The 23,597-nt window shown below is 38.8% G+C and carries 32 protein-coding genes and 3 pseudogenes; 8 read left to right on the top strand and 27 right to left on the bottom strand.

What is annotated here, in order from left to right; genetic code table 11:
- The 8 genes and pseudogenes from RCG23_RS19295 to RCG23_RS19260 form a co-directional block, all read right to left on the bottom strand.
- Entirely contained in the window at nt 1-249 is a 249-nt protein-coding gene (locus RCG23_RS19295) for a competence type IV pilus minor pilin ComGF (protein WP_308176984.1), read from the bottom strand.
- Nucleotides 242-436, bottom strand: a complete 195-nt coding sequence (locus RCG23_RS19290; protein ID WP_308176983.1) for a prepilin-type N-terminal cleavage/methylation domain-containing protein — start codon at nt 434-436, stop codon at nt 242-244. The genes RCG23_RS19295 and RCG23_RS19290 overlap by 8 nt, the downstream gene beginning before the upstream one ends.
- Entirely contained in the window at nt 420-755 is a 336-nt protein-coding gene (locus tag RCG23_RS19285; protein ID WP_308176982.1) for a hypothetical protein, read from the bottom strand. Before RCG23_RS19285 ends, RCG23_RS19290 begins: the two co-directional genes overlap by 17 nt.
- Nucleotides 739-1,194, bottom strand: a complete 456-nt coding sequence (comGD, locus tag RCG23_RS19280; protein ID WP_308176981.1) for a competence type IV pilus minor pilin ComGD — start codon at nt 1,192-1,194, stop codon at nt 739-741. The genes RCG23_RS19285 and comGD overlap by 17 nt, the downstream gene beginning before the upstream one ends.
- Nucleotides 1,172-1,510, bottom strand: a complete 339-nt coding sequence (gene comGC / locus RCG23_RS19275) for a competence type IV pilus major pilin ComGC (protein WP_308176980.1) — start codon at nt 1,508-1,510, stop codon at nt 1,172-1,174. The genes comGD and comGC overlap by 23 nt, the downstream gene beginning before the upstream one ends.
- Nucleotides 1,511-1,527: 17 nt before the next feature.
- Complete coding sequence (gene comGB, locus RCG23_RS19270; protein ID WP_308176979.1) at nt 1,528-2,559, bottom strand: competence type IV pilus assembly protein ComGB; 1,032 nt, start codon at nt 2,557-2,559, stop codon at nt 1,528-1,530.
- Nucleotides 2,546-3,618: pseudogene (gene comGA, locus RCG23_RS19265) on the bottom strand (competence type IV pilus ATPase ComGA). The gene comGB and the pseudogene comGA overlap by 14 nt, the downstream one beginning before the upstream one ends.
- A 172-nt stretch (nt 3,619-3,790) precedes the next feature.
- Entirely contained in the window at nt 3,791-4,168 is a 378-nt protein-coding gene (locus tag RCG23_RS19260; protein ID WP_308176978.1) for a Spx/MgsR family RNA polymerase-binding regulatory protein, read from the bottom strand.
- A gap of 217 nt (nt 4,169-4,385) precedes the next feature.
- On the opposite strand from RCG23_RS19260, the gene RCG23_RS19255 reads away from it, so the two are divergent.
- Entirely contained in the window at nt 4,386-5,087 is a 702-nt protein-coding gene (locus RCG23_RS19255; RefSeq protein WP_308176977.1) for a helix-turn-helix transcriptional regulator, read from the top strand.
- Between the two features lie 81 nt (nt 5,088-5,168).
- Nucleotides 5,169-5,410 (top strand): annotated as a pseudogene (locus RCG23_RS19250) (DUF2626 domain-containing protein).
- Nucleotides 5,411-5,497: 87 nt separating this feature from the next.
- On the opposite strand, the gene RCG23_RS19245 reads toward RCG23_RS19250, so the two are convergent.
- A complete protein-coding gene (locus RCG23_RS19245; protein WP_308176976.1) occupies nt 5,498-6,595 on the bottom strand; it encodes a class I SAM-dependent methyltransferase in 1,098 nt (365 codons plus the stop codon).
- A 442-nt stretch (nt 6,596-7,037) separates the two neighbouring features.
- On the bottom strand, nt 7,038-7,673 hold the full coding sequence (locus tag RCG23_RS19240; protein WP_308176975.1) for an MBL fold metallo-hydrolase: 636 nt from the start codon (nt 7,671-7,673) through the stop codon (nt 7,038-7,040).
- 93 nt (nt 7,674-7,766) lie between these two features.
- Between RCG23_RS19240 and RCG23_RS19235 the strand changes: the two genes are divergently transcribed.
- Together RCG23_RS19235 and RCG23_RS19230 are read left to right on the top strand one after the other, a co-directional pair.
- Nucleotides 7,767-8,246: a hypothetical protein gene (locus RCG23_RS19235; RefSeq protein WP_308176974.1), complete on the top strand. Its 480-nt coding sequence runs from the start codon at nt 7,767-7,769 to the stop codon at nt 8,244-8,246.
- Nucleotides 8,247-8,358: 112 nt separating this feature from the next.
- Nucleotides 8,359-8,535, top strand: a complete 177-nt coding sequence (locus tag RCG23_RS19230) for a DUF2759 domain-containing protein (protein WP_308176973.1) — start codon at nt 8,359-8,361, stop codon at nt 8,533-8,535.
- A 65-nt stretch (nt 8,536-8,600) separates the two neighbouring features.
- On the opposite strand, the gene RCG23_RS19225 is transcribed toward RCG23_RS19230, so the two are convergent.
- From RCG23_RS19225 to RCG23_RS19200, 6 genes are all read right to left on the bottom strand, one after another.
- Complete coding sequence (locus RCG23_RS19225) at nt 8,601-8,915, bottom strand: MTH1187 family thiamine-binding protein (RefSeq protein WP_308176972.1); 315 nt, start codon at nt 8,913-8,915, stop codon at nt 8,601-8,603.
- A gap of 84 nt (nt 8,916-8,999) precedes the next feature.
- Nucleotides 9,000-10,154: a YqgU-like beta propeller domain-containing protein gene (locus RCG23_RS19220; RefSeq protein WP_308176971.1), complete on the bottom strand. Its 1,155-nt coding sequence runs from the start codon at nt 10,152-10,154 to the stop codon at nt 9,000-9,002.
- Nucleotides 10,155-10,621: 467 nt separating this feature from the next.
- Entirely contained in the window at nt 10,622-11,482 is an 861-nt protein-coding gene (locus tag RCG23_RS19215) for a M14 family metallopeptidase (protein ID WP_308176970.1), read from the bottom strand.
- Entirely contained in the window at nt 11,467-11,823 is a 357-nt protein-coding gene (locus tag RCG23_RS19210) for a hypothetical protein (protein WP_308176969.1), read from the bottom strand. The genes RCG23_RS19215 and RCG23_RS19210 overlap by 16 nt, the downstream gene beginning before the upstream one ends.
- 147 nt (nt 11,824-11,970) lie before the next feature.
- Complete coding sequence (locus RCG23_RS19205) at nt 11,971-12,948, bottom strand: ROK family glucokinase (RefSeq protein ID WP_308180112.1); 978 nt, start codon at nt 12,946-12,948, stop codon at nt 11,971-11,973.
- A gap of 24 nt (nt 12,949-12,972) precedes the next feature.
- Nucleotides 12,973-13,176 (bottom strand): YqgQ family protein, encoded by a 204-nt coding sequence (locus RCG23_RS19200; RefSeq protein WP_308176968.1) that lies wholly within the window; start codon nt 13,174-13,176, stop codon nt 12,973-12,975.
- Between the two features lie 260 nt (nt 13,177-13,436).
- Here RCG23_RS19200 and RCG23_RS19195 point away from each other — a divergent pair, with 260 nt between their 5' ends.
- Entirely contained in the window at nt 13,437-14,315 is an 879-nt protein-coding gene (locus RCG23_RS19195; RefSeq protein ID WP_308176967.1) for a hypothetical protein, read from the top strand.
- 39 nt (nt 14,316-14,354) lie between these two features.
- Here the strand turns inward: RCG23_RS19195 and RCG23_RS19190 are convergent, their stop codons facing one another.
- The 8 genes from RCG23_RS19190 to RCG23_RS19155 form a co-directional block, all read right to left on the bottom strand.
- Nucleotides 14,355-14,501 (bottom strand): tetratricopeptide repeat protein, encoded by a 147-nt coding sequence (locus RCG23_RS19190; protein ID WP_308176966.1) that lies wholly within the window; start codon nt 14,499-14,501, stop codon nt 14,355-14,357.
- Nucleotides 14,502-14,659: 158 nt separating this feature from the next.
- The gene (locus RCG23_RS19185) at nt 14,660-15,838 is read right to left on the bottom strand and encodes a rhomboid family intramembrane serine protease (protein ID WP_308176965.1); all 1,179 of its coding nucleotides are present in this window, start codon (nt 15,836-15,838) and stop codon (nt 14,660-14,662) included.
- Between the two features lie 660 nt (nt 15,839-16,498).
- Nucleotides 16,499-16,693, bottom strand: a complete 195-nt coding sequence (locus RCG23_RS19180; protein ID WP_308176964.1) for a hypothetical protein — start codon at nt 16,691-16,693, stop codon at nt 16,499-16,501.
- Nucleotides 16,694-16,800: 107 nt separating this feature from the next.
- A complete protein-coding gene (locus RCG23_RS19175; RefSeq protein ID WP_308176963.1) occupies nt 16,801-17,751 on the bottom strand; it encodes an L-lactate dehydrogenase in 951 nt (316 codons plus the stop codon).
- Nucleotides 17,752-17,814: 63 nt separating this feature from the next.
- On the bottom strand, nt 17,815-18,456 hold the full coding sequence (locus tag RCG23_RS19170; protein ID WP_308176962.1) for a DUF92 domain-containing protein: 642 nt from the start codon (nt 18,454-18,456) through the stop codon (nt 17,815-17,817).
- Nucleotides 18,457-18,598: 142 nt separating this feature from the next.
- On the bottom strand, nt 18,599-19,165 hold the full coding sequence (locus RCG23_RS19165) for a 5-formyltetrahydrofolate cyclo-ligase (protein ID WP_308176961.1): 567 nt from the start codon (nt 19,163-19,165) through the stop codon (nt 18,599-18,601).
- 63 nt (nt 19,166-19,228) lie between these two features.
- Nucleotides 19,229-19,378 carry a 50S ribosomal protein L33 gene (gene rpmG, locus RCG23_RS19160; protein ID WP_081679947.1) on the bottom strand — a complete coding sequence of 50 codons (150 nt, stop codon included), beginning with the start codon at nt 19,376-19,378 and terminating at the stop codon, nt 19,229-19,231.
- Between the two features lie 59 nt (nt 19,379-19,437).
- A complete protein-coding gene (locus tag RCG23_RS19155) occupies nt 19,438-20,067 on the bottom strand; it encodes a hypothetical protein (protein WP_308176960.1) in 630 nt (209 codons plus the stop codon).
- A gap of 338 nt (nt 20,068-20,405) precedes the next feature.
- On the opposite strand from RCG23_RS19155, the gene RCG23_RS19150 reads away from it, so the two are divergent.
- The 3 genes from RCG23_RS19150 to RCG23_RS19140 are packed head-to-tail and all read left to right on the top strand — an operon-like array spanning nt 20,406 to nt 21,290.
- Nucleotides 20,406-20,795 (top strand): hypothetical protein, encoded by a 390-nt coding sequence (locus RCG23_RS19150; RefSeq protein WP_308176959.1) that lies wholly within the window; start codon nt 20,406-20,408, stop codon nt 20,793-20,795.
- The gene (locus tag RCG23_RS19145; RefSeq protein ID WP_308176958.1) at nt 20,788-21,111 is read left to right on the top strand and encodes a hypothetical protein; all 324 of its coding nucleotides are present in this window, start codon (nt 20,788-20,790) and stop codon (nt 21,109-21,111) included. Before RCG23_RS19150 ends, RCG23_RS19145 begins: the two co-directional genes overlap by 8 nt.
- Nucleotides 21,108-21,290 (top strand): hypothetical protein, encoded by a 183-nt coding sequence (locus RCG23_RS19140; RefSeq protein ID WP_308176957.1) that lies wholly within the window; start codon nt 21,108-21,110, stop codon nt 21,288-21,290. Before RCG23_RS19145 ends, RCG23_RS19140 begins: the two co-directional genes overlap by 4 nt.
- Nucleotides 21,291-21,329: 39 nt before the next feature.
- On the opposite strand, the gene phoU is transcribed toward RCG23_RS19140, so the two are convergent.
- The 3 genes and pseudogenes from phoU to pstB (RCG23_RS19125) form a co-directional block, all read right to left on the bottom strand.
- Complete coding sequence (gene phoU, locus RCG23_RS19135; protein ID WP_308176956.1) at nt 21,330-21,989, bottom strand: phosphate signaling complex protein PhoU; 660 nt, start codon at nt 21,987-21,989, stop codon at nt 21,330-21,332.
- Nucleotides 21,990-22,005: 16 nt separating this feature from the next.
- Nucleotides 22,006-22,777, bottom strand: a pseudogene (pstB, locus tag RCG23_RS19130) (phosphate ABC transporter ATP-binding protein PstB).
- A 12-nt stretch (nt 22,778-22,789) separates the two neighbouring features.
- Complete coding sequence (gene pstB, locus RCG23_RS19125) at nt 22,790-23,536, bottom strand: phosphate ABC transporter ATP-binding protein PstB (RefSeq protein WP_308180111.1); 747 nt, start codon at nt 23,534-23,536, stop codon at nt 22,790-22,792.
- Nucleotides 23,537-23,597: the final 61 nt, after the last annotated feature.

Genomic DNA, 23,597 nt, shown 5'->3' with positions numbered 1-23,597 from the left:
CTATCCATTCCAATCGATTACTGAATAGATCACAGTCTCATATTCTTTACCATGTAAATCCTTCACGGAAATATGGACAGAATTTTTCATGACATCAAACGTTGCTTCACTGACATTTTGAAGCATAATCTCATGTCCCGTCAGGTTAACACGCCTTCTCAGATTGGTTCCATATTTTTCATAGGTCACCTTTTCTGTTTCCTTTGTCAGAATCAATTTGCCATTGATTATTTCAGCAAATTTACTCATCCTTACTTCTTTTTTTTGCCTGGCTACAAAAAACGTCCCATTCCATTTGTTGAACACGCATTTTTAAATCTCTATTATCCATCATAATTTGAAATACAGGGGAAATAAAAAAGACAATCATCAGAAAAATGGATAGGGCAGCCATTGCTTCAATTAATGTGAAGCCACTATTATTCCAATAATTCACATACTTTCCCTTCTGAAAATTTTGTCCCTTCAACCTGGACGCACACCTCCTTTTTCCCTATTTCATGCCGGTCATACCAGGTTATATTAAACCGTGTTCCCCTTTTATCGAGCGAATAATTATTGAACGGCCCCCCAACTGAAATCTTTTCTTTGAGCTCTTCATACAGAAGCTGATAAGCCTCCTTCTCAATCTGTGTCTGGCGTGCCTGATCCCGCAAAAAAATTAAATCGGGAATTAAAAATAGACTGACAAGGAGCAGTGCTGAAAATGATAATAATAGCTCTATTAAAAAGAATCCCTCACTCTTCCGGTACATAAAAGCGGCCCTTTCCTATCAAAATAGTAAAATGGTATTCCTTTCCATTGATAGTAATGTAAAAATTGCCGAACTTACTCACATTCCCGTCAGGCAAATACTTAAAATATAGAGGCATAGAGCCTGGAGAAATCGTAATATTGTCTGGATAGGTCCTCTCTACAATAAATGGTCTGAGATAATTGTCGCGAATACAATAATAGTGTTGTTCTGGAATAAAATTGACGGTAACTTCATGCTGATGTGAAATAGCATATTGCTGGCCATAGAGCAAATCTGCCTTTAATTGCGTAAGAAATGATTGTTTTTCCGCATACTGATACTGCGGTCTAACCATAAAAGCAGTTACTGTAGCGAGTAACATAAAAACTGAAAAAACGATTAACGATTCTACCAGTGTAAAACCGCTATTTTTATTATGGAGTTGTGGTACTGGCAACCTGAGTAACCTCGCCATCTGCGCTAATTTTTATTTCAGTTTTTCCATCCGGGCATCCTGTCACACCCTCCTTCAAGTATCCCGCGGTTACAAGCTCCTGGACATTTGCAGGGTATTTGCCTTTATCCATTTCGTAAGATTGAACCTGGGCTTGGACCATTTTTATGAAAGCCTGACAGCCCTTATTATTTATGTTTGAGTTGTGTTTTGTAATATTCGGAATCGTGATAATTAGTAAAACCGAGATTACGAGCATGACGATCATCATTTCAATTAAGGTAAAACCGGCTTGTTTTTTATTTTTTATTTGTCTCATTTTTATTTCTCTCCTTTTTAAACTCCATCCATCAAATGGAACATGGGCAGTAAGATTGATAAATACATTGAAACGACAAGAAAACCAATAAAAAGAAAAAGAACTGGTTGAATGGTCCTAAGATACTTTTCAATTTTATCCTCAAGAGAGGCTACACAATGCTGGCTGTAGAATAATAGCTCTTTTTCCAATTTGCCATTTTCCTGCCCGTGTTTAACGATTTTCGAAAAGTCCTTTTCAAAAAACGGAAAGCCACGAATAATTTCCTCCAGATTCTCTCCAGTAAGCAGCCTTGTCTTAATTTCCTTCCCTAGATCACTGTAAAAAGGCTGGCTCCTGTTTTTTTCAAATAGGAGCAAAGATTCAGTTATGGATAGTCCACCTCCCAATAAAAAACTTAATTGGACTGAAAAATACTGTGTATATAACAATGCCAGAATACGCCCGGCTAGCGGTATGCGGATAAGGTATTTTCTTTGTGTAAGGAGTGATTTTTTGCGGAAAATATAGAAGTAATAGATAGAGGCAATTATTAATAATACCAGCAACAGCTCTATTGCAAAGGGAAAGTATTTCCCAAATGCGTATACGACTTTTGTGAAAAAGTTGGCCTGCAAATTCATTGTTTTAAAAAGAGAAGTAAACCTTGGCAGCAGTGTTTTTTGGACGAAATAAAACATTCCGCCTGTTAGAAAAATAAGCAGGAGAGGATAATTCAATAGTTTCAAAAGCTTTTGCCGATCCTTTTCACGCTTTATTGCAAGGCTGCTCCCTTCCAGTAGGGCATCTGCAAAGCTGCCATGCTGTTCAGCAAAATATACGTATCCTGTTAAATCCTTGTTAAAGCCGATTTGGGATAACACATGGTGAAGTGGCAGGCCTTTATTTAAATAAACCAAACAATTCATCAATTCTTCCTTTCGAAATGGAGGAAGCTGATATGCGAGTGACTCAATCGCTTCTGATAATGGGTAGCCTCTTGATAAGAGTTCGGCGATTTTCCTTAAAAAAACAGCCTGTTCAAATACGCTCCATTTACGTTGTTTCATCGTCATACACCAGCCGGTCATATTCAGATTCTTTGATATAGCCAAGCACGATTCCCTTCCTAATTACATCTTTAAGTCTCACGTATTGCCCAGCTTCTTTTTCACCTCTAACTTCCCTCATTACCGCGTTCAGGTTCCTTCCGGATAAGAGTTCAAATACACTCGCTCTTTTCCATCTTCCATACGAGTAGCAATAAGGGGAACAATCCCCCTTGCAAAAAGGGCATGTCAATTCAACCAGCCGCTGTGCGGTGACAGCAATTAGTGTTTGTTCCATCTCAAGGTTATTCACTCCAAATTCGTGCAGCCTGAAAACGGCCCCCTCGCATCTCGTGTGTGCATTGTACTTAATACTAAATGGCCAGTTAGTGCAGCTCTTACTGCGATTTTAGCAGTCTCACCGTCTCTTATCTCCCCCACCATAATGATATCCGGGTCATGCCTCAGAATTGCTTTTAAACCGGCTGAGTAAGTGACACCTGCTTTTTCATTTACCTGAACTTGAAGAACGGAATCATAATTTTTTTCGATGGGATCTTCAAGGGTAATCACGCTTCGCTGAAATAGATGAGCAGTTTCATTCAAGAGAGAGTATAGAGTCGTGGTTTTCCCCGAGCCAGTTGGGCCTGTGAAGATTATTAAGCCGTGGGCATGCTTTAAAAGGGCAAGAAGCTTTCTTGTCATGGAGGGAAATAAGGATAACTGGTGGAATGGTATTTGTTCCTGCTGGGGAAGGAGACGGATTACAAGGCTTTCTGTATTATTCGATGGAAGGGTTGAAAGCCTGAGGCGAAGCATTTTTCCTCCTGCTTCGCAAATAATGGCTCCGCTTTGCGGACGTCTTTTTTCTCCAATGTCCATGTTTGCTGAGAACTTAAAATGGGAGATGAGCCTGTCACATTCTTCTCTCGGTAAACAAAGTCTGGGTATAAGCCTGTTGGTTAAGCGGAGTTGGATAAGTGTATCTTTTCTGCGGGGGATAATATGGATGTCTGTTGCATTGTTTCGGGCAGCGTCAGCGATAATTCTGTCTGCCAGAATCTCAATTGCACTTACAATGGGGAACACCACCTTTTTATTTTGTCTTTATCACATTTCGACAGTATTTTTTCATTTTCCTTTTTTAAAATAGATGAATTTTACCCAAAAACACAGTTGTCACAAAATGTTCTTATTTTACATCCCTTCATGAACAAAGGAATGGCAGACACCATTCCTCATCATTTGAGTTTCAGCCCGACATTTTATAGGGGCTTCTTCCAGTCAGATTTTTTAAAGCATCTGGATTGTGACCAATGATTAATTTTTTTCCATCTGTAAGAATGGGGCGTCGCAGTAATGTTGGATCTTCGATCAGCAATTTAACCATTTCTGAAAGTGGGAGCTCGTTTACATCAATCCCCAGCTGTTTAAATTTTTGACTCCTCGTAGCCAATATTTCATCAATACCTTCCGTTGTAAGCGATAAAATTTTCAGTACTTCCTCATAACTTGGTGTTTCTCTGAATAAATGCCGTTCATGATAAGAAATGGAATTTAATGAAAGCCATTTCTTTGTCTTGCGGCAAGAAGTGCAGCTTGGGTACGTGTAAAAGATTAATTGGTCCATGTTTATCTCCTCCCATTCATAAAATGTTCAGAAAAGAATTAATTGACACTTGCATTGTATATCTTTTGTATAACATTTGTACAGCGAGAAGCGCTAAAAAAATGAGTATTTGTGAACATTTTCTAAACATATAGTGTTAACATTGTTAACCTCATTCCCATGCTTCAAGCGCTGTATTATACTGGTAATAAATTATGGGGGTCCGAGGTGAACCGAGATGGAACAAACTTTAAAAATCACGAACGTTTTATCAGATCCAACACGGTACTACATTTATCAATACATTACTAAACGACATCAAGAAGTAACGGTACAGGAAGTAGCTGATAATTTTAATATTCATCCAAACGTAGCAAGGCTTCATTTATCAAAGCTGGAAGACGTCAATATGCTGGTTTCTGAGACAAAGAAGACAGGAAAAGGCGGAAGGCCAAGCAGATTGTACCGACTCTCTGATGACGTAATCCAGCTTCATTTTCCCTACCGAGATTATATGCTATTATCAAAGGTCGCCATCCAAACAATGATTTCCCTTGGAGAAGAAGGAAAAAAGGCGCTTTATATTACTGGAAAAAAATTTGGTGCAGAAATAATCGACCAGGAGATTTCAAAAAAAATGCAGCCTGGCAATGAATTAGAATTTGATCAAAAGTTAAATATCCTAAAAAGCGCAGCGACTCTTGCAGGCTTCTATCCAGAATTTGAAGCCAATGGAGACAAAACAAAAATCTATTTTAAAATTTATAATTGTCCTTTCAGGGAAGTGGCACAGGAACATACAGAAACAGTATGCAAGATGCATCATGAATTCCTAAAGGGTATGTTCGAAGCTTTATTCGATTCGGTTCAATTAATTGAAAGCGAAAACATGATTACTGGATGTGAAACTTGCTCCTATCAGGCGCTGGTCACAAACTAAATGAAACAATGTTTACATTTCCATGACTTTTACTTTATAATATTGTATTGATGGTATTGCAGGGTAAAAGGAGGGATACATATGGAACGCATGTACAGAGTATTAGGATTCTGGACTGGGATTTTTACGGTAATGTTTTATTTAGGAGATTTGGATAAAACTGCTATGCTTTTCCTGGCCAAACCGGATTCTTCATTCTGCTTAGCTATCTAAAGCTTTCCGAACGCATGTATATGTATGTATTTGGAGCATATTTAACGGTCTTCTTCGCCGGCTTCACTTATTGGACAACTTTTATGATGCCACTGTCTGGAGGCCATTAAAAGTAAAAATCGTGTTAAAAAACGCCGGAAATATTCCGGCGTTTTTTCATCGTTTCAAAATTTAAAGGCGCTTCCGCCTTTTTTTCTTCACTCTATAAAATAATCACCCTCTGATAGATACAAACCTTTTTGCTGGAGGACAACATGGAAACTGGAGCTCATGCCTGAGGGCATAATAAGGCTGCGTATTGCCCTGTTCCGCTTGCTAATCTCAGAGAATGGGTTAGGATCGTAATGGGCATCAAGCTCTTTTAAAATGCCAGCTTTCAATAAAAACTCATCCTGCCTGATTTTTTCCACCAAATTCAAGCCATATTTTTCTCCTCTATCAATCAGCCAATCAAAATGAATATGTGAAGTGATATCCATTTCTCCCGGATTCAATAACACGTTTTCCTCCATTTGATGCTTAAAGTATCCACGAAGGCTTCCCTTCCTTCGTGATGGCAGCTGCCATTCTTCATTTGTATAGCCGTAATCAACGGTTACCACTATTCCTTTTTTTAAGCCTTTAGAAATGGCATTCACCATATCCTCGATATTCACCGGGACTTCCATCCGCTGATTTTCCCACAATTCTATACCCGATTCTTTTATAAATGATAGGATATCCGGATTGGTTAATGGAACTTTTACTTCCACTAATTTCATATTTTCTAATCCAATCATGATTTCAACAAGCTTTCCTTTTTCATTTTCAATAACATGGACTGGAAGAGCATCAAATAGTTCATTTGAAAAGACCATTCCTTCAAAGGACAAATTTGAAAACTCTTCAATGCTTCCAAGCTGTACCACTTCAGATTCGGGATTAAGCAAATTCCTTTGCAGCTTTCTGTGAAACGGACTGGTTTCGACAATTACATATGTAAGAGGCTTTGAGGCTGAAGCACTCCATTCTTCTAGGAAGGCCCTTGCAAATCTTCCGTTCCCTCCCCCAATTTCACAAACTGCTGAAGGGATATTCTCATTTTCTGTTAAACGTAAAAACCATTTTGCGAACATCCTGCCATAAATCGAAGAGATGCTGCTTGATGTAATAAAATCGCCGCGGATCCCAATCTTTTCTTTATCCTTCATATAATAGCCCAATTCAGGATGGTAAAGGGCAATATTGATATAATCTGCATATGAAATTAATTTAGTTGGGGAATTGGATATGAGCTCTTTTAAGTACGTAATCATGTATTCTCCTTTTAGGTTTTCACCATTGACATAGGGTAAACTTTATAATAATGTAAAGGAAGTAGCTTAACTATATCCCCTCCCACTATAAGAAATAGAACATCCCCAGAAAAACCCTTCTCAAAACCGAGAAGGGTTTTTCTATTTTACTTTAGGCTGTTTTCTAAAAGATTGTTGTTTTGCAAATAGGTTTTTAAAAGCAAATCGTTGAAAAAGAATTTGATTGGAACAGAAGGTGCGAGACTCCTGCGGGAGCAGCGGGACAGGTGAGACCCCACAGGCGCTGTGCGCCGAGGAGGCTCACCGCCCGCCCCGCGGAAAGCGAGCATCCTGGAGTGGAAATCAACTACTCCTTCAATAGCAACAAAGTATACGAAAACAGCCTTACTTTAAGACATTTACTATGTTTCTTATAGTAGCAAAGTTTAAGAAAAGTGCCTTTTTAAAAACCATTCAAAAATGGGTTTGTGTCCATTTCTTCCTCAATGGTTGTTTCAGGGCCATCGCCGGATAATACCCAGGTCCCTTCCGGCAGGGATAATAGCTTTTCATGGATACTTTTTAAAAGCTGTTTTTCGTTCCCTCCTGCCAGGTCCGTCCTTCCTATGCTGCCTTTGAATAACGCATCACCTGAAAATATAAATCCTTCCTTTTCAAAATAATACGAAACACTGCCAGGAGAATGTCCCGGAGTTTCAAAGACGAAAAACTCAAAGCTGCCTAAAACCATTTTCTCTTCCTTATTTAAAAAATGATCTGCCGGTTTTATCCGCATTGGTTCAGCCATCGGAAAAAATTGCGAACCATTAAGGGCAGGATCACTAAGCCACTTTTTTTCATTTATGTGCAGATACACTGGAATATTAAAAAAATCTCTTACTTGGTCAACAGCACCGATATGGTCAAAATGAGCATGGGTTAATAAAATAGCTGCAGGTTTTAATTTTTTGTTTTTAAGCCATTCAATAAGCTTTGCACCCTCATCGCCCGGGTCAATAATCAGACAGGTTCCATCCTCCTCAGTAATTATGTAGCAATTGGTCTGTATAGCCCCTAAGGGGAGTCTGAACCATTTCATTCGTAAACCTCCAATTGATTAATAAGCTAGCTTTATTTTACACTATTAATAGGAGAGAATTAAAGTGAGGTTATTCCGAGGAGGTATAAAATCATGCAAAGTGTATTAGCCGTGGAGGCTGCACCATCAATTGAGAATAACCCAGAGTTCATAAAATTGCTTATTCAAGAAACAGAGCTACAAGAAGCAAGGGGCTGTTTTTTTATTTACCTTTCCCGTGAGGCTGCTGGTTTTGCAAAGGAATTACTTGCAATTGGTGAGCTGTTCGAGGAGATTCATCCGCTGGTGTCACTTTTATCAGGAATCAAAGGACCAGCTTTCTATGATTTTGGCCTTGATGCGGAATCTGGCGGAGTTTATCTATTTACCCAATCTTTATCAGCATTTTCAATATCCAGCGAGGATGCTGTCACCAAACAAATGGCTTTATTTCAAATGGAAGAGCATCTTGTTTTCACTGCAGATGAGGATAATCAATTTTTATTTTTCACAGAAAAACATAACGAGGAACTCATAAGAAAAATTGCAAATGCTTATCAAATTGAAGCAGATTTTTTAGTTCTCGACAAATGATTTAAAAAAATATAAAATAGGGTACGAATGTATATAATACTTGATACATAGCTAGACTTCTTTTTTGAAAAGGCTCTTTGCCTGCTAAACAATTGATAAAGGGGGCTTTGTAATGGGACTTGTTATCATTTTCGCATTGGTTTGTTTGCTTGCCGGCTATGGCACTTTGACAGCACTCAAAAATAAAAACCTTATGGGTATTATTTTTGGTGGTGGTGCGTTTTTAGTTTTTGGCTTTTTTGTCATTATGACTATATTGCACCATGGATTCCCAACAGAAGCTCACTAATAATGAGCTGAGACTCAATTAAAATAAAGACTGCCAAGTGGCAGTCTTTATTTATTTCCTTAAATCTATTCTTGTATTAAATTGTTCACTCTTTGGACTTTCTCTTCCATTTTCCTCTTAACATCACGGCGGTCATCGATTCTGATATTTGTTGCTACCCGCTGAATTCCTTCATTAAACGGAACTTCATGAATGGCTTGAATCACTTCAAAAAGGACAGGCAGCTCTCCCTCAATAATCGTGTTCATTGGTGTAAGTTGGAAACGTATTTTTTCTTCAGCTTCGTACTTTTTCAGGACTCTTTGTATTTCCGCCACATACTTGCTGACACTTGGCGTTTCTGTTCCGATTGGAATAACTGTAACATCCACAATTGCCATAAACCGCACCTTCTCCTCGAATAATTTCTTCTTAGGGATTTTACCATATAAAATAAGCCAAAAAAAGAATGGCGGACTGAGCCGTCATTCTGCAATAAGTTTATATACTTTTTTAGATTTTAAATCTATAAGCTTTTCAAACCTGTTCCCATATAAACAGAAATCCCCTGACGGATCATATAATATTGGGGCATTCTCCATTCCTTCTAGTAATAGCTGAGTATCGTTTTTATCTCTCAGATTATAGACAACGAGCTGGAAGCCCTCGTTATAAGTATCGGCTTCTCCACTTCTTAACGGTTTAAAGGTAAGAAACTGATGTTTTTTTTCATTATAATCGTTAAAAGGTACAAGCCAGTCAGAAAACTTTGTCAGCTGTGGAATCGAAAACGAAAAAACTGATTTGAGATGGCTGTCATAAAAAGAATAGTCAGCGTTAGATTTATCCTGTTCATTCACCGTGATTGTCAAGAGAGTATCCTTAAAGGATGCAAATTGAAAAACCTCTGGAAAAACAATCTTGCCACCCCTGTCGCCAATTTTTTTTATAACAAGTGGAGCAAACAATGAAGGGCTGTTATTATCCCAATTTAGGTAGGCAATGCTTTCTTCGTTTACCCATTTAATAAATGGCTGAGGAAATGTTATTTCCTTAAGATCTTTTTTGCCTAAATCCAAGTGATATACCTTATAAGTCCAATCCTCATTAAATGCAGAAATAAGTAGTTCATTATTGTTGTATTGATTCCATTCGAAGGAAAGCTCAAACGAGGGGATCGATTTATTCCAAACCTCCCTGCCCTCCTGGTCTAGAATGGTAAGTCTCCCTTCATATGTAGAAGGCGCAGAATGGATTAAAATATATTTTTTATCCGGGCTGATTTGAACAGTTACTATCGGGAGATCACTTTTATAAAAAAGCTTGCTATTCCCTGTCATCATGTTATATTTGTAAACATTTGAACCATTGCCCACGTTTGAAGTATAAATGATTTCAGTTGTGGAAACCCAGCCGGAAACATTAAAAATCTCACCTTCTGGAACTTTTATCGGCAGTTTCCACTTATCACTCATATTACCGGAATCCTTCTTGGGCGGCTGTCTATTATGATTTGGAGAGGATGAAAGCTTGCTCTTGTCTGTGCCAGTGCAGCCATATAAAAAGTAAACGGAAAACAATAATATTAATAAAGAAAAAGCTTTTAACCGTAATGGTGACCATTCAGACCTGCACTGCAAATTCCATCCTCCTTTACTTCAAGCTATATAATAAGACGAATTCAAACTTAAAATGTTTCAATTTTCCAAACTAATTATATTTAATAGGAACAAAAGGCGCAAGCGCCCTGGTTAGCCCCGACAGGCATAAGACGGATCACGCAGGAAATCCTGATTTTTGGAGTGATTTGGCTTATGACCCCGGAGCTGCTCAAAGCATCACCTAAAGGTCATGCTCCTCGCAAGAATTCGAAGAAGCTGTCTCTAAGATGAAAACTGGCTGGGGGCTCCTCGAAAAAGCTATCGCTTTTTCTTCGTGCGAAGCATATGCTGTCGAAGCTTTCCTTGTGGAGCTAGATTAATACAACTTGTAGAAGTTATTCACATCATTTAATTTTATAATTTCCTAGACGATAAAAAAAGCCGTAATGCAACGGCTAAGTTTTTTAATAATAACTATAGATTTTATATACCCGTGCTTTGAATGATTAGTCTATCGGAAGATTTTTATTTATGATAGCTAAAAAAACACCTCCTGCTTCCGATAAGATTTGATTTAGCTGGGATAACGGCAAGGGATTGATTCCTTTTCCAAGTTCAATCGTATAGCCTGGTTTTCCGAATTCCTGTATAAACCAGTCCTTATACCCAGCATGGCTATCAACATATCTTACCGCCTTGTAACCGCTCCTGCGTTCAATTTCCAGTGCGATTTCCTCCGCTTCAACAGTTTCAAATCCTTCATAACCCCAATAGAATTCCTTCCCCTGTGTATGAAATGCCACGATACAATCAAAAGAATTCTCTATTGCCAAATTAGCCATTGCGATGGCCTCCGGCTCAGTCAAGGGCAGATCTCCAGGATAATCTCTTGGGGCGGGCGATTTTGGAAGCTTTCTTTCTTTTTCCACTTCCCATTTCGCCGGGTATTGATTATTTAGGTCAATTCCGCGGATATTCGCTTTCCAATGAACAAACTCAGTATTTTTTCCGTTTATCTCCAGAACTTCTTCAGCCCTTTCGGAAGGCGGGCCGTTGATTGCGAGATCAACACCATCGGGATTAACCATGGGGACAATCGAAAGTTCGATTTGATGGTAGATCGATAAAGGATTCATTCCGTCCATCCTATAACCGTTTGTTAAAGATAATAAGTAGGATTCAACTAGATTCATTAATACAAGCGAAGTAATCCATTCGTTGGCATGGAAGGATGCGTTCATGTGTACCTTTTTAGGTCCACTTCCTATTCTGATTTCATGGATTGGCTTACCGAGTATGCTCTCTCCAATCTGATTGAAGGAAAGGAACGGATATATTTCTTTTAATTGCTCTATATCAAGTAGCAATCTTCTATAATCATAAGGCCAGGCTGGATAATTTGTGGAAATGCAGCTTTTTCCGGCAAATAAATAATTCCTTCTGCATCCAGACCGGTCAAATTCCTTTGTTGATTTAAAAGTGTCAATACATCTAGATGAAAGCCACTAGAAGCTGCCATATTAGCAAGTGTATCCCCCTCCTTCAATCGGTGGGCGATCTTTCTCCAGCCTGGTATGTTAACTTCTTCTGAAGCTATGAAAACGGAAGTGCTGATTTCAGGATTGGAATCCAGCAAAAGCTTTTCAGGTACATTAAACATGCGGCTGTAATTTTCTATTGTGTCTCCCTTTCTAGCTAATATCTTCATCTTTTTCCTCCTTCCCATCATAAAATAAATATGATAATGAAGAAAAAAGATGAATGTCCCAAATAAAATGGAGGTTCAGAACTTGGAGGTCTCAAAGATGAATTATAAAAAAGGCCTGCAATAGCTGCAAGCCTAGATAAATTATCCTTATTGAATAGACGATTTATTTTTAATCAGCCAAGCTGCTCCGATTACACCGGCATCGTTACCTAAAGTTGCTAACGCAAGCGTAGTTGATTTTTTCACTCGTGGGAAAGCAAATTTATCAAAATTGATTTTCACTTGATCAAGTAAAACATTGCCCGCTTTTGAAACCCCACCGCCCAAAACAATTTTTTCAGGGTTGAGCGTATTAGCAATATTCGCAAGGGCAAGCCCTAAATGGAGGGATACTTTTTCCAAAACTAACAGGGCTAATGCATCGCCATTTCTGGCAGCATCAAATACATTCTTTGCTGAGACAAGGTCATTCGCTGCGAAGATATCCTTCAGTTCACCTGCGGCATCTTCTTTCTTAAGTTCTTCCATAGCAATCCTTACTATTCCAGTTGCCGATGCGATTGTCTCAAGGCATCCAGTTTTGCCACAATTACATGGAGCTCCACCCTCAGGAATGGAAGTTATATGGCCTATTTCACCCGCAGCACCGCTTACCCCTTGTACAATATTGCCATTGGCAATAACTCCTCCGCCTACACCGGTACCTAAAGTAACACATACAAGGTCTTTAGCGCCGTTTCCTGCTCCTTTCCACATTTCACCGATAGCAGCACAGTTGGCATCATTATCAATAAGTGCAGGCAAATTCGTTTCAACCTCCAGGAGGTCTTTTAACGGATAATTATCCGGCCAGCCAAGATTTACAGCGTTATAAATTACCCCTGTTGCATAATTGACTGGTCCCGGAGCGCCCATCCCGATACCAGCAAGCTTAGTCTTCTCCTGGCCAAGCTCCTCCAGCTTTTGATCTATTGTCTTTGCAATATTTATGGTAATGTTTTTACCGTCGTTTGAGTTGTCAGTTGGAATTTCCCATTTATGCTGAATTTCACCATACATATTAATAAAGGCAAGCTTGGTTGTTGTTCCGCCTAAATCTACACCTACTAACCATTTTTCCGCCATCATCTTCACCTATTTCTGCTATTTTTATTTTCTCTTTTCCTTTTCCATTTGGATTTCATGCCTCAAAATCAAAAGGGCTGTCTGGAATTCCCTTGGCTCAATTAATTGGGAGTGATACAGCTCCTTTAATTCAGATTCCATCATTTCCAGATCAGCAGCACGGTCACCAATATAAATAATTGTTCCATAGCTTTTTAAAAATTGTTGAATATCATAAATCGTTTTCATCGGCTGCCCCTTTATGTAAAATACAGAACAAATAGTCTACTTCAAATAAGTATAATCGAAACAAAACTCTCTCTCAAGACCATATGAAGCATATTATTTAAAGGAGAAACACTTATAAATTTTTAAAGGTGCCAATTTGTTGATAATCCATTTCATATTCATAACATTTCTTCCGCGCCTGTCCCATATATTGTTAGAAAAGGACACCATCCAAAACATGTTTTCTGCGTTTTGGATGGCTTAAAGGATGATAACTAGATATGAAGAAGGCATTAAAAATTGGCATCATAACACTCACAATTATTTTGGCAGCAGCCATTTTTTTACCTAAGAAAGAACCAGTTCATGAAAGCATTATTTTCTTCCCACTCGACCCTGACGTTCACTTCAAGAGTGCAAGTACCTCTCTATCTCTTTTGCCAAAAGCAGCCAAACCTATTTTTTCAGTTCAATGGGATACCAGCTCTACCCTTGATAGAAAAGCGTATTTAAGGCAGGACATATCCTTCCTGTTTTCAACCGGAAGACTGCAAAGCAAAATGGGAAAATGGCAATTGAACACAGATAAGATAGTCCAGAAAAAAATGGCTGTTGGGAAACAAAGTACATTATTCCAGGCAATCACATTCCATTATGCAGAAATACACAAAAAAAGCGGTCCCATTTCCAGCGCACAGACAATGTCAGCTAATCAATTGTATGTAATCGAATCTTCCAACATCCCTGCTTATTCCTTTAAAAACCCGAGAACTGCCAGGGAGGAAGAATGGAAAAAGAGACTGGATCAAGTTTCAAGAAGAATAATAGAAAACAGCTGGAGAAAAGGAATTCGTTCTTTTTCTATTGCTGCAGATAAGTATGATGTCTTCCCTTTAACCCAGATTATCTTTAGTGGAAACGAGACCCTGCCCGGCTTTTCACTACAAGAAACAAACAGGATTATCGGGAATCTGTGGGAAGGACTTTATAAAAATTATTTTCTTGGCATAAAAAAAAGAAATGGCACTTCCGTTGAACCTGTTGGCAGTACCATTCCAATGGTCATGATATCAAAAGATAAAACCCATTTGCTGGTCTTATTTGAAGCATCTGACGGGGAGCCTATACTCCTCCGCCAGGTGATTGAAGATGTTCATTAATTTTTTTAACCAAATTAAGATAATCTTTATTTCCCGGTTTTAGGTCAGCTGCTCTTCAGCATATTTTTTTGCCTGCACCCAGTTATTTTCTTCCAGACTGATCAGTGCAAGATTGTAGTATGCTTCATGGAAATCCGGTTCGAGTTTGATCGTTTTCAGCAAATGAGCTTTCGCTTCTGGAAACATTCCTTTTTTTATTTCCGTATAGGATAATAGAAAGTATGTTTTTCCAGACGGGTGATTTGTTTGATTGTCTATTTTCTTTAATTCCTTATAGGCTTTCTCATAATTTCCTTTTTTAACATACTCTTGGCCAGAATGAAATTAGAATTTTCACTACTGGCCTATGCTTTTCCGCTGAAACCATATTTTAATGAACCCACGGCAATTGCTACAGTTATCAATAGAAATAATAGCTGAAGAGCCACTTTCTTCTTTTTGGGAAAATGAACAATGCCGGTTGCCAGAAAACCTCCTGCCAATCCTCCAAGATGACCCGCATTATCAATTCCTGAAGCCGAGAAACCAAATGCGAGATTAACGGCCAGAAGGATAAAAACATTCATTCCCATTGTCCTAAAAAATAATTTAGGGAAAATAGTCCCAAAGTACAAAAGTGCTCCAAAGCAGCCAAATATTGCACCGCTTGCCCCTGCAGATATATCCCCACTAAATATAAAACTGGCAACAGAGCCGAAAAATCCGGCGGCTAGGTAAATAAATACAAATCGGGTACTTCCAAATAAACGTTCGACTGTTGTTCCTAAATAATATAGTGCCAGAGAATTCATCGCGAGATGCAGGAAACCAATATGAAGGAAAATCGGGGTGATAAATCGCCACCATTCACCCTCAAGAATCAAGGGATTAAATTTAGCGCCATATTTAATAAGTGTTGCCGAATTCGTACTGCCCCCGTTAGCTTCTAAAAATAAAAAAATAGCGATCTGTACAGCCAGGAATATATAAGTAAAAATTGGTTTGCCATGATTAAAAATGTCTCTTTCAGCTTTCACCACTTTTACAGCATGCTCAAGCGCTGCTTTCTTAACTGTGGCCACTTCCTCTAGCTGATATTCTCCCTGTATTGGAAAAGAAACATCACTCCCTGTAAATACGGAAAGCTTTTGAAAACCGTCCTGATATTCTTGGTTTGACAACACTACTGTATGAACAAAGGTTTTGTTGCTTTCACCGAAAGTAAATGGCTTGTTAATCCTGAACTCATAGTCGTCAACAGGCGGATATGCACTGACATATATATTAAGGACATTCAAATCGCCCCGAACAAGCTGTTTCCGTATCTTTTCCCCATTTAAAGCTACCAGTTCAATGTCCCTTTGCATGGTATTGCTCCAGTTGAGATCTTGCCGCAATAATCGGATAACCGGAACACTCTTATTTTCTAATTTCTCGAGCCAAAGTTCCCTTTGATTTTCAAAGAGTTGAATCACCCGATAGCCATGATCATGTATAAATAAATACGCCAGCCTCCAAAATACAAAGTCTTCTTGAATATTCAAAGTTTCCCCTACTTTCTGTGCAATTCACCGAAGAGAGCGGTTAATAAGTGCCCATTATACATTATATTTATTCATTTTTTCCTCGTTCATTTTATTATAAACCAAGTGAGCAATATTGCCTTGAAAGATGTATAAAAAAGAAAGGCTGTTTTCGTATACTTTTTTGCTATTTAAGGAGTAGTTGATTTCCACTCCAGGATGCTCGCTTTCCGCGGGGCGGGCGGTGAGCCTCCTCGGCGCACAGCGCCTGTGGGGTCTCACCTGTCCCGCTGCTCCCGCAGGAGTCTCGCACCTTCCGTTCCAATCAACTTCTTTTTCAAAGATTTGCTTTTTAAAACCTATTTACAAAACAATCTTTTAGAAAGGCTCTTTTCATAACCTTTGTTCCTTCTACAATAATTCCTGCCACTTAGAGGCTACTCACGGTAAGTTTTGGTGAAAACAAAGGTCTCGAATTCAAATTAGTGGCTAATTCAGACAGGTTTTCTCAATTCAAGGGCATTCGAGTCCGAATCAGGGCCTATTCAGACAGGCTTGCTCAAATCAAGAGCATTCGAGTCCGAATCAGGGGATTTCGATACAGACTCTAAATATTAGAATTTGTGCAGAAAACAACAATCACTGCGAAAACAGCCAAAAGAAAAAACCATCTGCGGTTTTTCACCACTCAGATGGCCCTCCGAACATTGATTGCATAATTTTGCTTTTGACACCTGGCATACTCATAAAAGATCCAACAGCAAGCCTTCTCAGCCAGCCAGTACCGATTACTACGTTAAGTAATCGATAGCGATATCGGTAGCCAAAGTAGCCAATTGTCCCAATCAAAAAGATAGATTTCAGCATACGAGACATTTTATATCCCTCCCAATTATAGTGTGGGTTGTTTTGAGTTTTTTATCCAACTAAAATAGGATGAGAGGTTAAAAGCATGAATGCTCTTTCCCTCTCATCCTGGAATGCTAATCTCTTTTTAATACTGTTTCCATTGTTTTTTTTAATACTTCCACTGAATGCAAGAACTTTTGCTTCTCTTCTTTGCTTAAGTCAAGCTCGACTACTTCTCTTATTCCAATTCGGTTTACAACCGCCGGAACACCAATATAAATATCCTTTTCACCGTATTCTCCATCAAGGTAAGCAGAAACAGTCAGAACTGAATTTTCATTTCTCAGAATCGCCTTTGTGAGCCGGACAAGTCCCATGGCGATACCATAGTAGGTTGCACCCTTCCTCTCAATGATGTGGTAGGCAGCATCTCTAACATTCAGGAAAATATTGTCCAAATCATTTTGATCGTAATTTGTTTTATTCTTAGTCCACTCCGCAATCGAAGTTCCAGCGATATCAGCATGGCTCCAAACCGGAAGCTCTGTATCCCCATGTTCTCCAATAATATAGGCATGAACGTTGCGGGTATCAACATCAAAATATTCCCCAAGCAAAAATCTAAACCGGGCAGTATCAAGAATAGTTCCTGAACCAATTACACGTTCTTTCGGAAGGCCAGAATATTTCCATACTGCATAAGTCAAAATATCGACAGGATTGGTCGCAACCAGGAAAATGCCATCAAATCCGCTAGCCATTATATCTTCAACTATCCCCTTAAAAATACGGGTGTTTTTTTCAACGAGATCCAGCCTTGTTTCACCTGGTTTTTGGTTGGCTCCTGCTGTAATGACAACAAGGTCTGCATCTTTACAGTCTGAATAGTCACCATACCAGATTTTTGTACGTGAAGGCGCAAACGGCAAGCCATGATTAAGATCCATTGCATCTCCTTCTGCTTTTTCCTTATTTAAATCAATCAAAACAAGTTCCTCAGTTATTCCTTGATTCAATAAGGCAAATGCATAGCTTGAACCAACAAACCCAGTTCCAATTAGGGCAACCCTGTTAACACGATTCATTAAAAATAATCCTCCTTAAAAAAGTGTATTGGATATATAACATGAAAAGTAGAGAAAAGGTATTTATTGGTATAAAAAAATAAATGCACAGGCTAAAATCACTGCAGGCACGCCGGAAAGAAAGTTAACCAGATCATTATCAAGAAAGGAGATACCTCTTATTCTTTTCGTATCCCTTCCGCAATGATGCGGCTTTTCTGTCTGTATGCCGCACGATTCACATAAGTACAGCTTTTGAAGATATGCCCCCAAAAGCGTATCGATTAAATTTCCAAGAAAACCGCAGAAAAAAATCAAAGCCGCCTCCCATAAAGGAAGATTAAATAAATAGGAACCTGCTGCCGCTATTAAAAATGCTCCCGCAAGAGCCGCTCCAGTACCTAACAGGCTTACAGCCCCGGAGGTACCCTTATCCACTCGCTTAAGTGTCCTCAGGCTTACAGGTCTCTTTTTACTGATTGGCCCAATTTCGGATGCCCATGTATCGGAATTAGAGCTTGCTAACGCAACGGCAAATCCTACCAGAACAGCCGGGTGTGAATAAAATGGATAAATGACACCCAATATGGCGGCAATACCTCCATTAGCGGCAACCTGCCTCCAATCTCTTTGCGATCCTTTGGCAAGCCTGTCTTCCAGCAAATGTTTGGAGGAACTACTAAATTTTGACCATAGGCTGGAAGTCAAAAAAAAGATTCCCAACAATAATATACCTTCACTCCAAATCCATAAAATACGGCCAATCCGATAAAAAAAGCAGCTCCTGCTCCGGAAATTGTTAAAGAGCGCAAAAGATATCCTGCCAGTACCGTGCAGAAAATGAGGAATCCAACTATTAAATTCCCCATCATCCCGGCTTAATAATCCCTTCATCTGTAATGATGTTGGAAACAGGACGATCATGTGATTCAACTGGCACATGATCTAAAATCTGCGATGTAAACGCTAGTGACACCGTAGCACCAGTAAAGTGAACCAAATAGCGATCATAATAGCCCCCACCCACACCGAGCCTGAAGCCGTTTTTATTAAATGCTAGACCCGGTACGATCAATAAATCTATTTGCTCAGGAACGACAGCTGCTGTTTCCTCTTCGATTGGTTCTAATAAACCTGAATAAACAGACTCAAGCTGTGAAAAACGGGTTAGAGTGCGAAAGGTCATAGTTCTTTCTTTAGGATGGCATTTTGGTATCACGATTTGCTTTTTCTGTTCCCAGGCTTTTCGGATAATCTGGTATGTATCTACTTCTGGTGGATTAGAAATGGTGAGTCCAATAACATTCGCATTTTTCCAGCTGCTCTCTTCAAATAGCTGAGTAGCAATCTTCCAGGAATAATGTTCATAGAGGGGTTTGGGAATTTTTCTAAGGGTGTCTTTTATTTCTTTTCGAAGGTTTGATTTTTGATTCATGGCAGATCCCTCCTTTAAATGGCTATTTTAGGCACAAAAAAACAGCAGGAAGCAACCTGCTGTTTATTTTGTTTCGCGATGTGTAGTAGATCGCTTTTCTCTTGGGCAATATTTCTTAAGCTCAAGACGATCAGGATTATTTCGTTTATTTTTTGTTGAAATATAGTTACGATCTCCACATTCAGTGCAAGCTAACGTAATATTCACACGCATGCTTTATCCCTCCAAACTATTTCTTGCTAGTTCGTTCATACGACTTTTCTATAATATCATTATTCCAAAGGAAATGCTAGTCTGTTTTTTAAAAGTGATTTATTTAATGCAAGAAGTTCACTTTTACTTTCACCATATATCGACCAAATACCGATTTTGGCTGTTTCTTTTGGATTCAGGACAACATCAAAGCTTAAAAGTCCAGCAGTATCCCCTTTCGCCATCGGCTGATATTTCAGGCTTCCTTTTTCTCGGCTGCTCCAAATTTGATTTGAATTAATATTCCAGAATGGAAGGATCGTACATTCCTTTTCAGGTGTACTTTTGCAAAACCCGTTAACCATAAAAATATTGTCATCAGTCAGATGAAAAATAACATTATCAGCAGGCGATACAAAAGTAAAATCGCTTTTAGCAGGCTCCGGGTGATGTTGCATTGCAAGTACCTTTGCCCGTTTAGTTTTTGCCCCATGATTGCTGAGCTGTAAAGTATAAAAGCGGATTCTGGAATGAACGTGTTCCTGCTGGATTTTTAATAGCAGCTGACCGTCAAGAATAAGTTTTTCCGAAACACCTTTTAGCCAGTATGTACTTCCATCAAGCCATAGTCCCGGAATAAACTCCAATTGCTTCGGGATTTTTCGGTTACTTTTTGTATTTATCTCTTTGGGAACCGTTTTTATATTCATGTTAATTACACCTTTTCTCTTTATAATAGTAGTAATCGCCTTTGCTTTTAAACTAAAATTTTATGATCCGTTCACTGCATTTATTCTTAATTTAATGGTAGCACCTATATGGCACCCATACAATAAACGCAATTTGTCGTAATTTGCTTATTCCGACGGCATATAATCTCATGGATAAAAAAATTTTTTTCCATTCCAATTTCCTCTTATTTAATTAAGATTCGACAAAGCCTGAGCAGTTTGTTTTCGACTAAAACTGCCAAAAATTATTTCAATCATCGATAAATTATAATTATAATGGTAAAATATTTTTGTAGAATATGAGCGAGGTGTTTGAAATGGCAGTAATTATGCTTGGATTGCTTGGGCTTTCCATTATTCTGTTTCTCCTGTCCTTCTTTATGCGGGATCCATATAAAGACCTGAAAAACGAGCTTGATCAATTTACAATTCAGCAGGTCCAGGAAAATTACCAGATGAAAAAAAAATTAAAAATTTTAGAAGAGGAACTATTGGTCAGTGAGGATATCGTTCCTTCCATTCCTTTACAAACACATGAATCCATATCCAGCCAGAAAGATATTCATGACATCATAAAGAATCAGGTTTGGGCACTAGCTATGCAAGGAAAGCCGATCGAACAAATTGCACAGCAATCTTCTTTATCGGTCAAGGATGTTTATGGAATTTTAAAGGAATACTCAGAAAGAGGAAAAGGCGATGAATAGTCGGGGAGTTCGTGCATTTGCTCTCGGTATTTTTTTTACAGCATGCGTAATCGGTTCTTATTATTTTAATATTAATAAAGTGGAAACTATCCCTTCAGCAAAAAAACAGCTTGAAGACAAAGGGTACATCGTTTTGAGTCCCAACGAATATAAAATGCTGAAGAACACTGGCAATCAGAAAAATAGACAGACCGCATCGGCCAAAAAATTGTCCCTCATAAAAAAGCTCCAGCTTCCACTTCTCAGTCTTCTTCAAAGCCAAGTGCTGCGAATAAGAAGGTTTATACCTTTCAGCTTGAAGTTAAAGCAGGAATGAATACGGAGGAAATTGTCCACCTCCTGGCTGTGCAAAAAATCATTGCTAATGAACATGAGTTTGGCCAGTTTCTCATTGACCATAATTACCAGTCCAAGCTGCAATTGGGCACCTTTGAGCTAACGAGTGATATGTCTTATGATCAGATGGCTAAAATAATCACTAAACAAAGTAAATAAACAAAAGCTGGATCCTTATCGGATCCAGCTTTTGTTGTATTAAGCATTCAAATCATAACGTTTTCCAGTTACCAGGAAAATAACATTTTCGGCAATATTTGTAGCGTGGTCGGCAATTCTCTCAATAAATCGGCATACAAATGCAAGCTGAGTAATTTGATTGGTCGCTGCCGGATTTTCAGGAATATAACCCATTAATTCCCGAACAAGCCTTCCGTACATTTCATCGACCTTATCATCCTTTTCAGCACATTTTCGAGCCAGTGAAATATCTTCCGTATAGAAAGATGTCAAGGCATCTGTCAGCATTTCAAGAGCCATTTCCATCATCCTTGGAATATCTACGATTTCCTTGATATGCTTTTCATTTCCGATGTGCTGAGTCGATTTAGCGATATTCACTGCCATATCGCCAATCCGTTCAACTTCTGACGAAATTTTTAATGCAACAATCACCTTTCTTAAATCTGTTGCGACAGGAGATTGTGTGGCTAACATTAAGATTGCCTTATCATCAATTTTATGTTCCATCTCATCAATTGCATTGTCACCTTCAATGATCTGCTCTGCCCTTTTTAAATCCTGTTTAACAAGTGCATCCATTGCATCTTTAATCGCTTGCTCAGAAAGATATGCCATATCAAGCAGCATTTCTTTTAGCTGCTTTAAATTGCTGTCAAAATTTGATCTCATACTCATCAATATTCACCTCGTATTATCCGAATCTTCCTGTAATGTAACCTTCTGTCCGATCGTCTGATGGGCGGGAAAATATCTTGGATGTAGAATCAAGCTCAATTAATTCTCCCATTAAAAAGAATGCTGTTTTATCTGAGACACGTGCTGCCTGCTGCATATTGTGTGTCACCATGACAATTGTATATTTTTCCTTTAATTCTAATACTAATTCTTCAATTTTCAAGGTTGAGATTGGGTCAAGTGCTGAGGTGGGCTCATCCATAAGGAGCACCTCCGGTTTTGTTGCAAGTGCTCGTGCAATGCAAAGACGCTGCTGCTGGCCGCCTGAAAGCCCCATAGCAGGACCATACAATCTGTCCTTTACTTCATCCCATAGAGCCACGTCCATCAAAGATTTAACTACGATTTCCTCAAGATCCTTCTTTCTTTTAATACCGTGAATCCTGGCCATAGGCAATGTTATCAAAAATGGATTGCGGGAATGGGTTCCCTTTCTGGAACACCATGCCAACATTCTTACGAAGTTCTACAAGGTCCATCTTTTCATTCAAGATATTTTGGCCGTTATAATTTATTTCTCCAGACATTTTCACTCCGGGGACCATATTGATCATCAGGTTTAATGTTTTGATGAAAGTTGATTTACCGCACCCAGACGGTCCGATAATGGCCGTCACTTCTTTTTTTCGGATTGGAAAATTTATATTTTTCAATGCATGGTGATCCCCATACCAAAGATTCAAATCATTTACTTCAAAAGCCTTATCCGTTATTGTAAAAACCGACATGTCCAATCCCCCTTATCCAAAACGTCCGGAAATATATTCTTCGGTCTTTTTTACGGACGGGTTAGTGAAAATTTTATCCGTTACATCAAATTCAATCAGATCACCATTTAAGAAAAAAGCTGTTTTATCAGAAATACGTGACGCCTGCGACATATTATGGGTAACGATAAGAATAGAATATTCCTTTTTTAATTCTAAAATCAGGTCTTCCACTTTTGCGTTCGAGATAGGGTCAAAGGCCGATGAAGGTTCATCAAGCAGCATGACCGTAGGTTTCATTGCAATCGTACGTGCGATACATAACCGCTGCTGCTGTCCGCCTGAAAGAGAAAGTGCTGACTTATGGAGACGGTCTTTTACTTCATCCCATAAAGCCGCCTTAGTCAGGCTTTCCTCCACTACATCGTCAAGAACACTCTTTTTGCGGATACCAGAAAATTTCAAAGCGTGGGTAATATTATTATAAATGGATTTTGGAAAAGGATTCGGTTTCTGAAAAACCATTCCAATCTCTTTTCTTAAGGCCACTACATTCACTTCTTTAGATAAAATATTGATATCTTCATAAAGGATTTCCCCCTCAGCCCTCGCTCCAGGAATGAGATCATTCATACGGTTAATACTGCGCAAAAATGTCGATTTCCCGCAACCCGACGGGCCAATAAGCGCAGTGACCGCATTCTTTTCAATATCCATGTTAATACCATTTACAGCACGTTTTTCACCATAAAATATTTCCAAATTATTTACCTTTAAAATTAAGTCATTATGCTGTGTTTGATCTGAATCGATTTTTTCTGTGCCTTCGGTTTTATTTATG

This window comes from Neobacillus sp. PS3-34 (assembly GCF_030915465.1).
Lineage (GTDB): Bacteria > Bacillota > Bacilli > Bacillales > Cytobacillaceae > Neobacillus_A.
The sequence above is the reverse complement of the archived record's forward strand: the minus strand, read 5'-3'. Positions and strand labels throughout refer to the sequence as shown.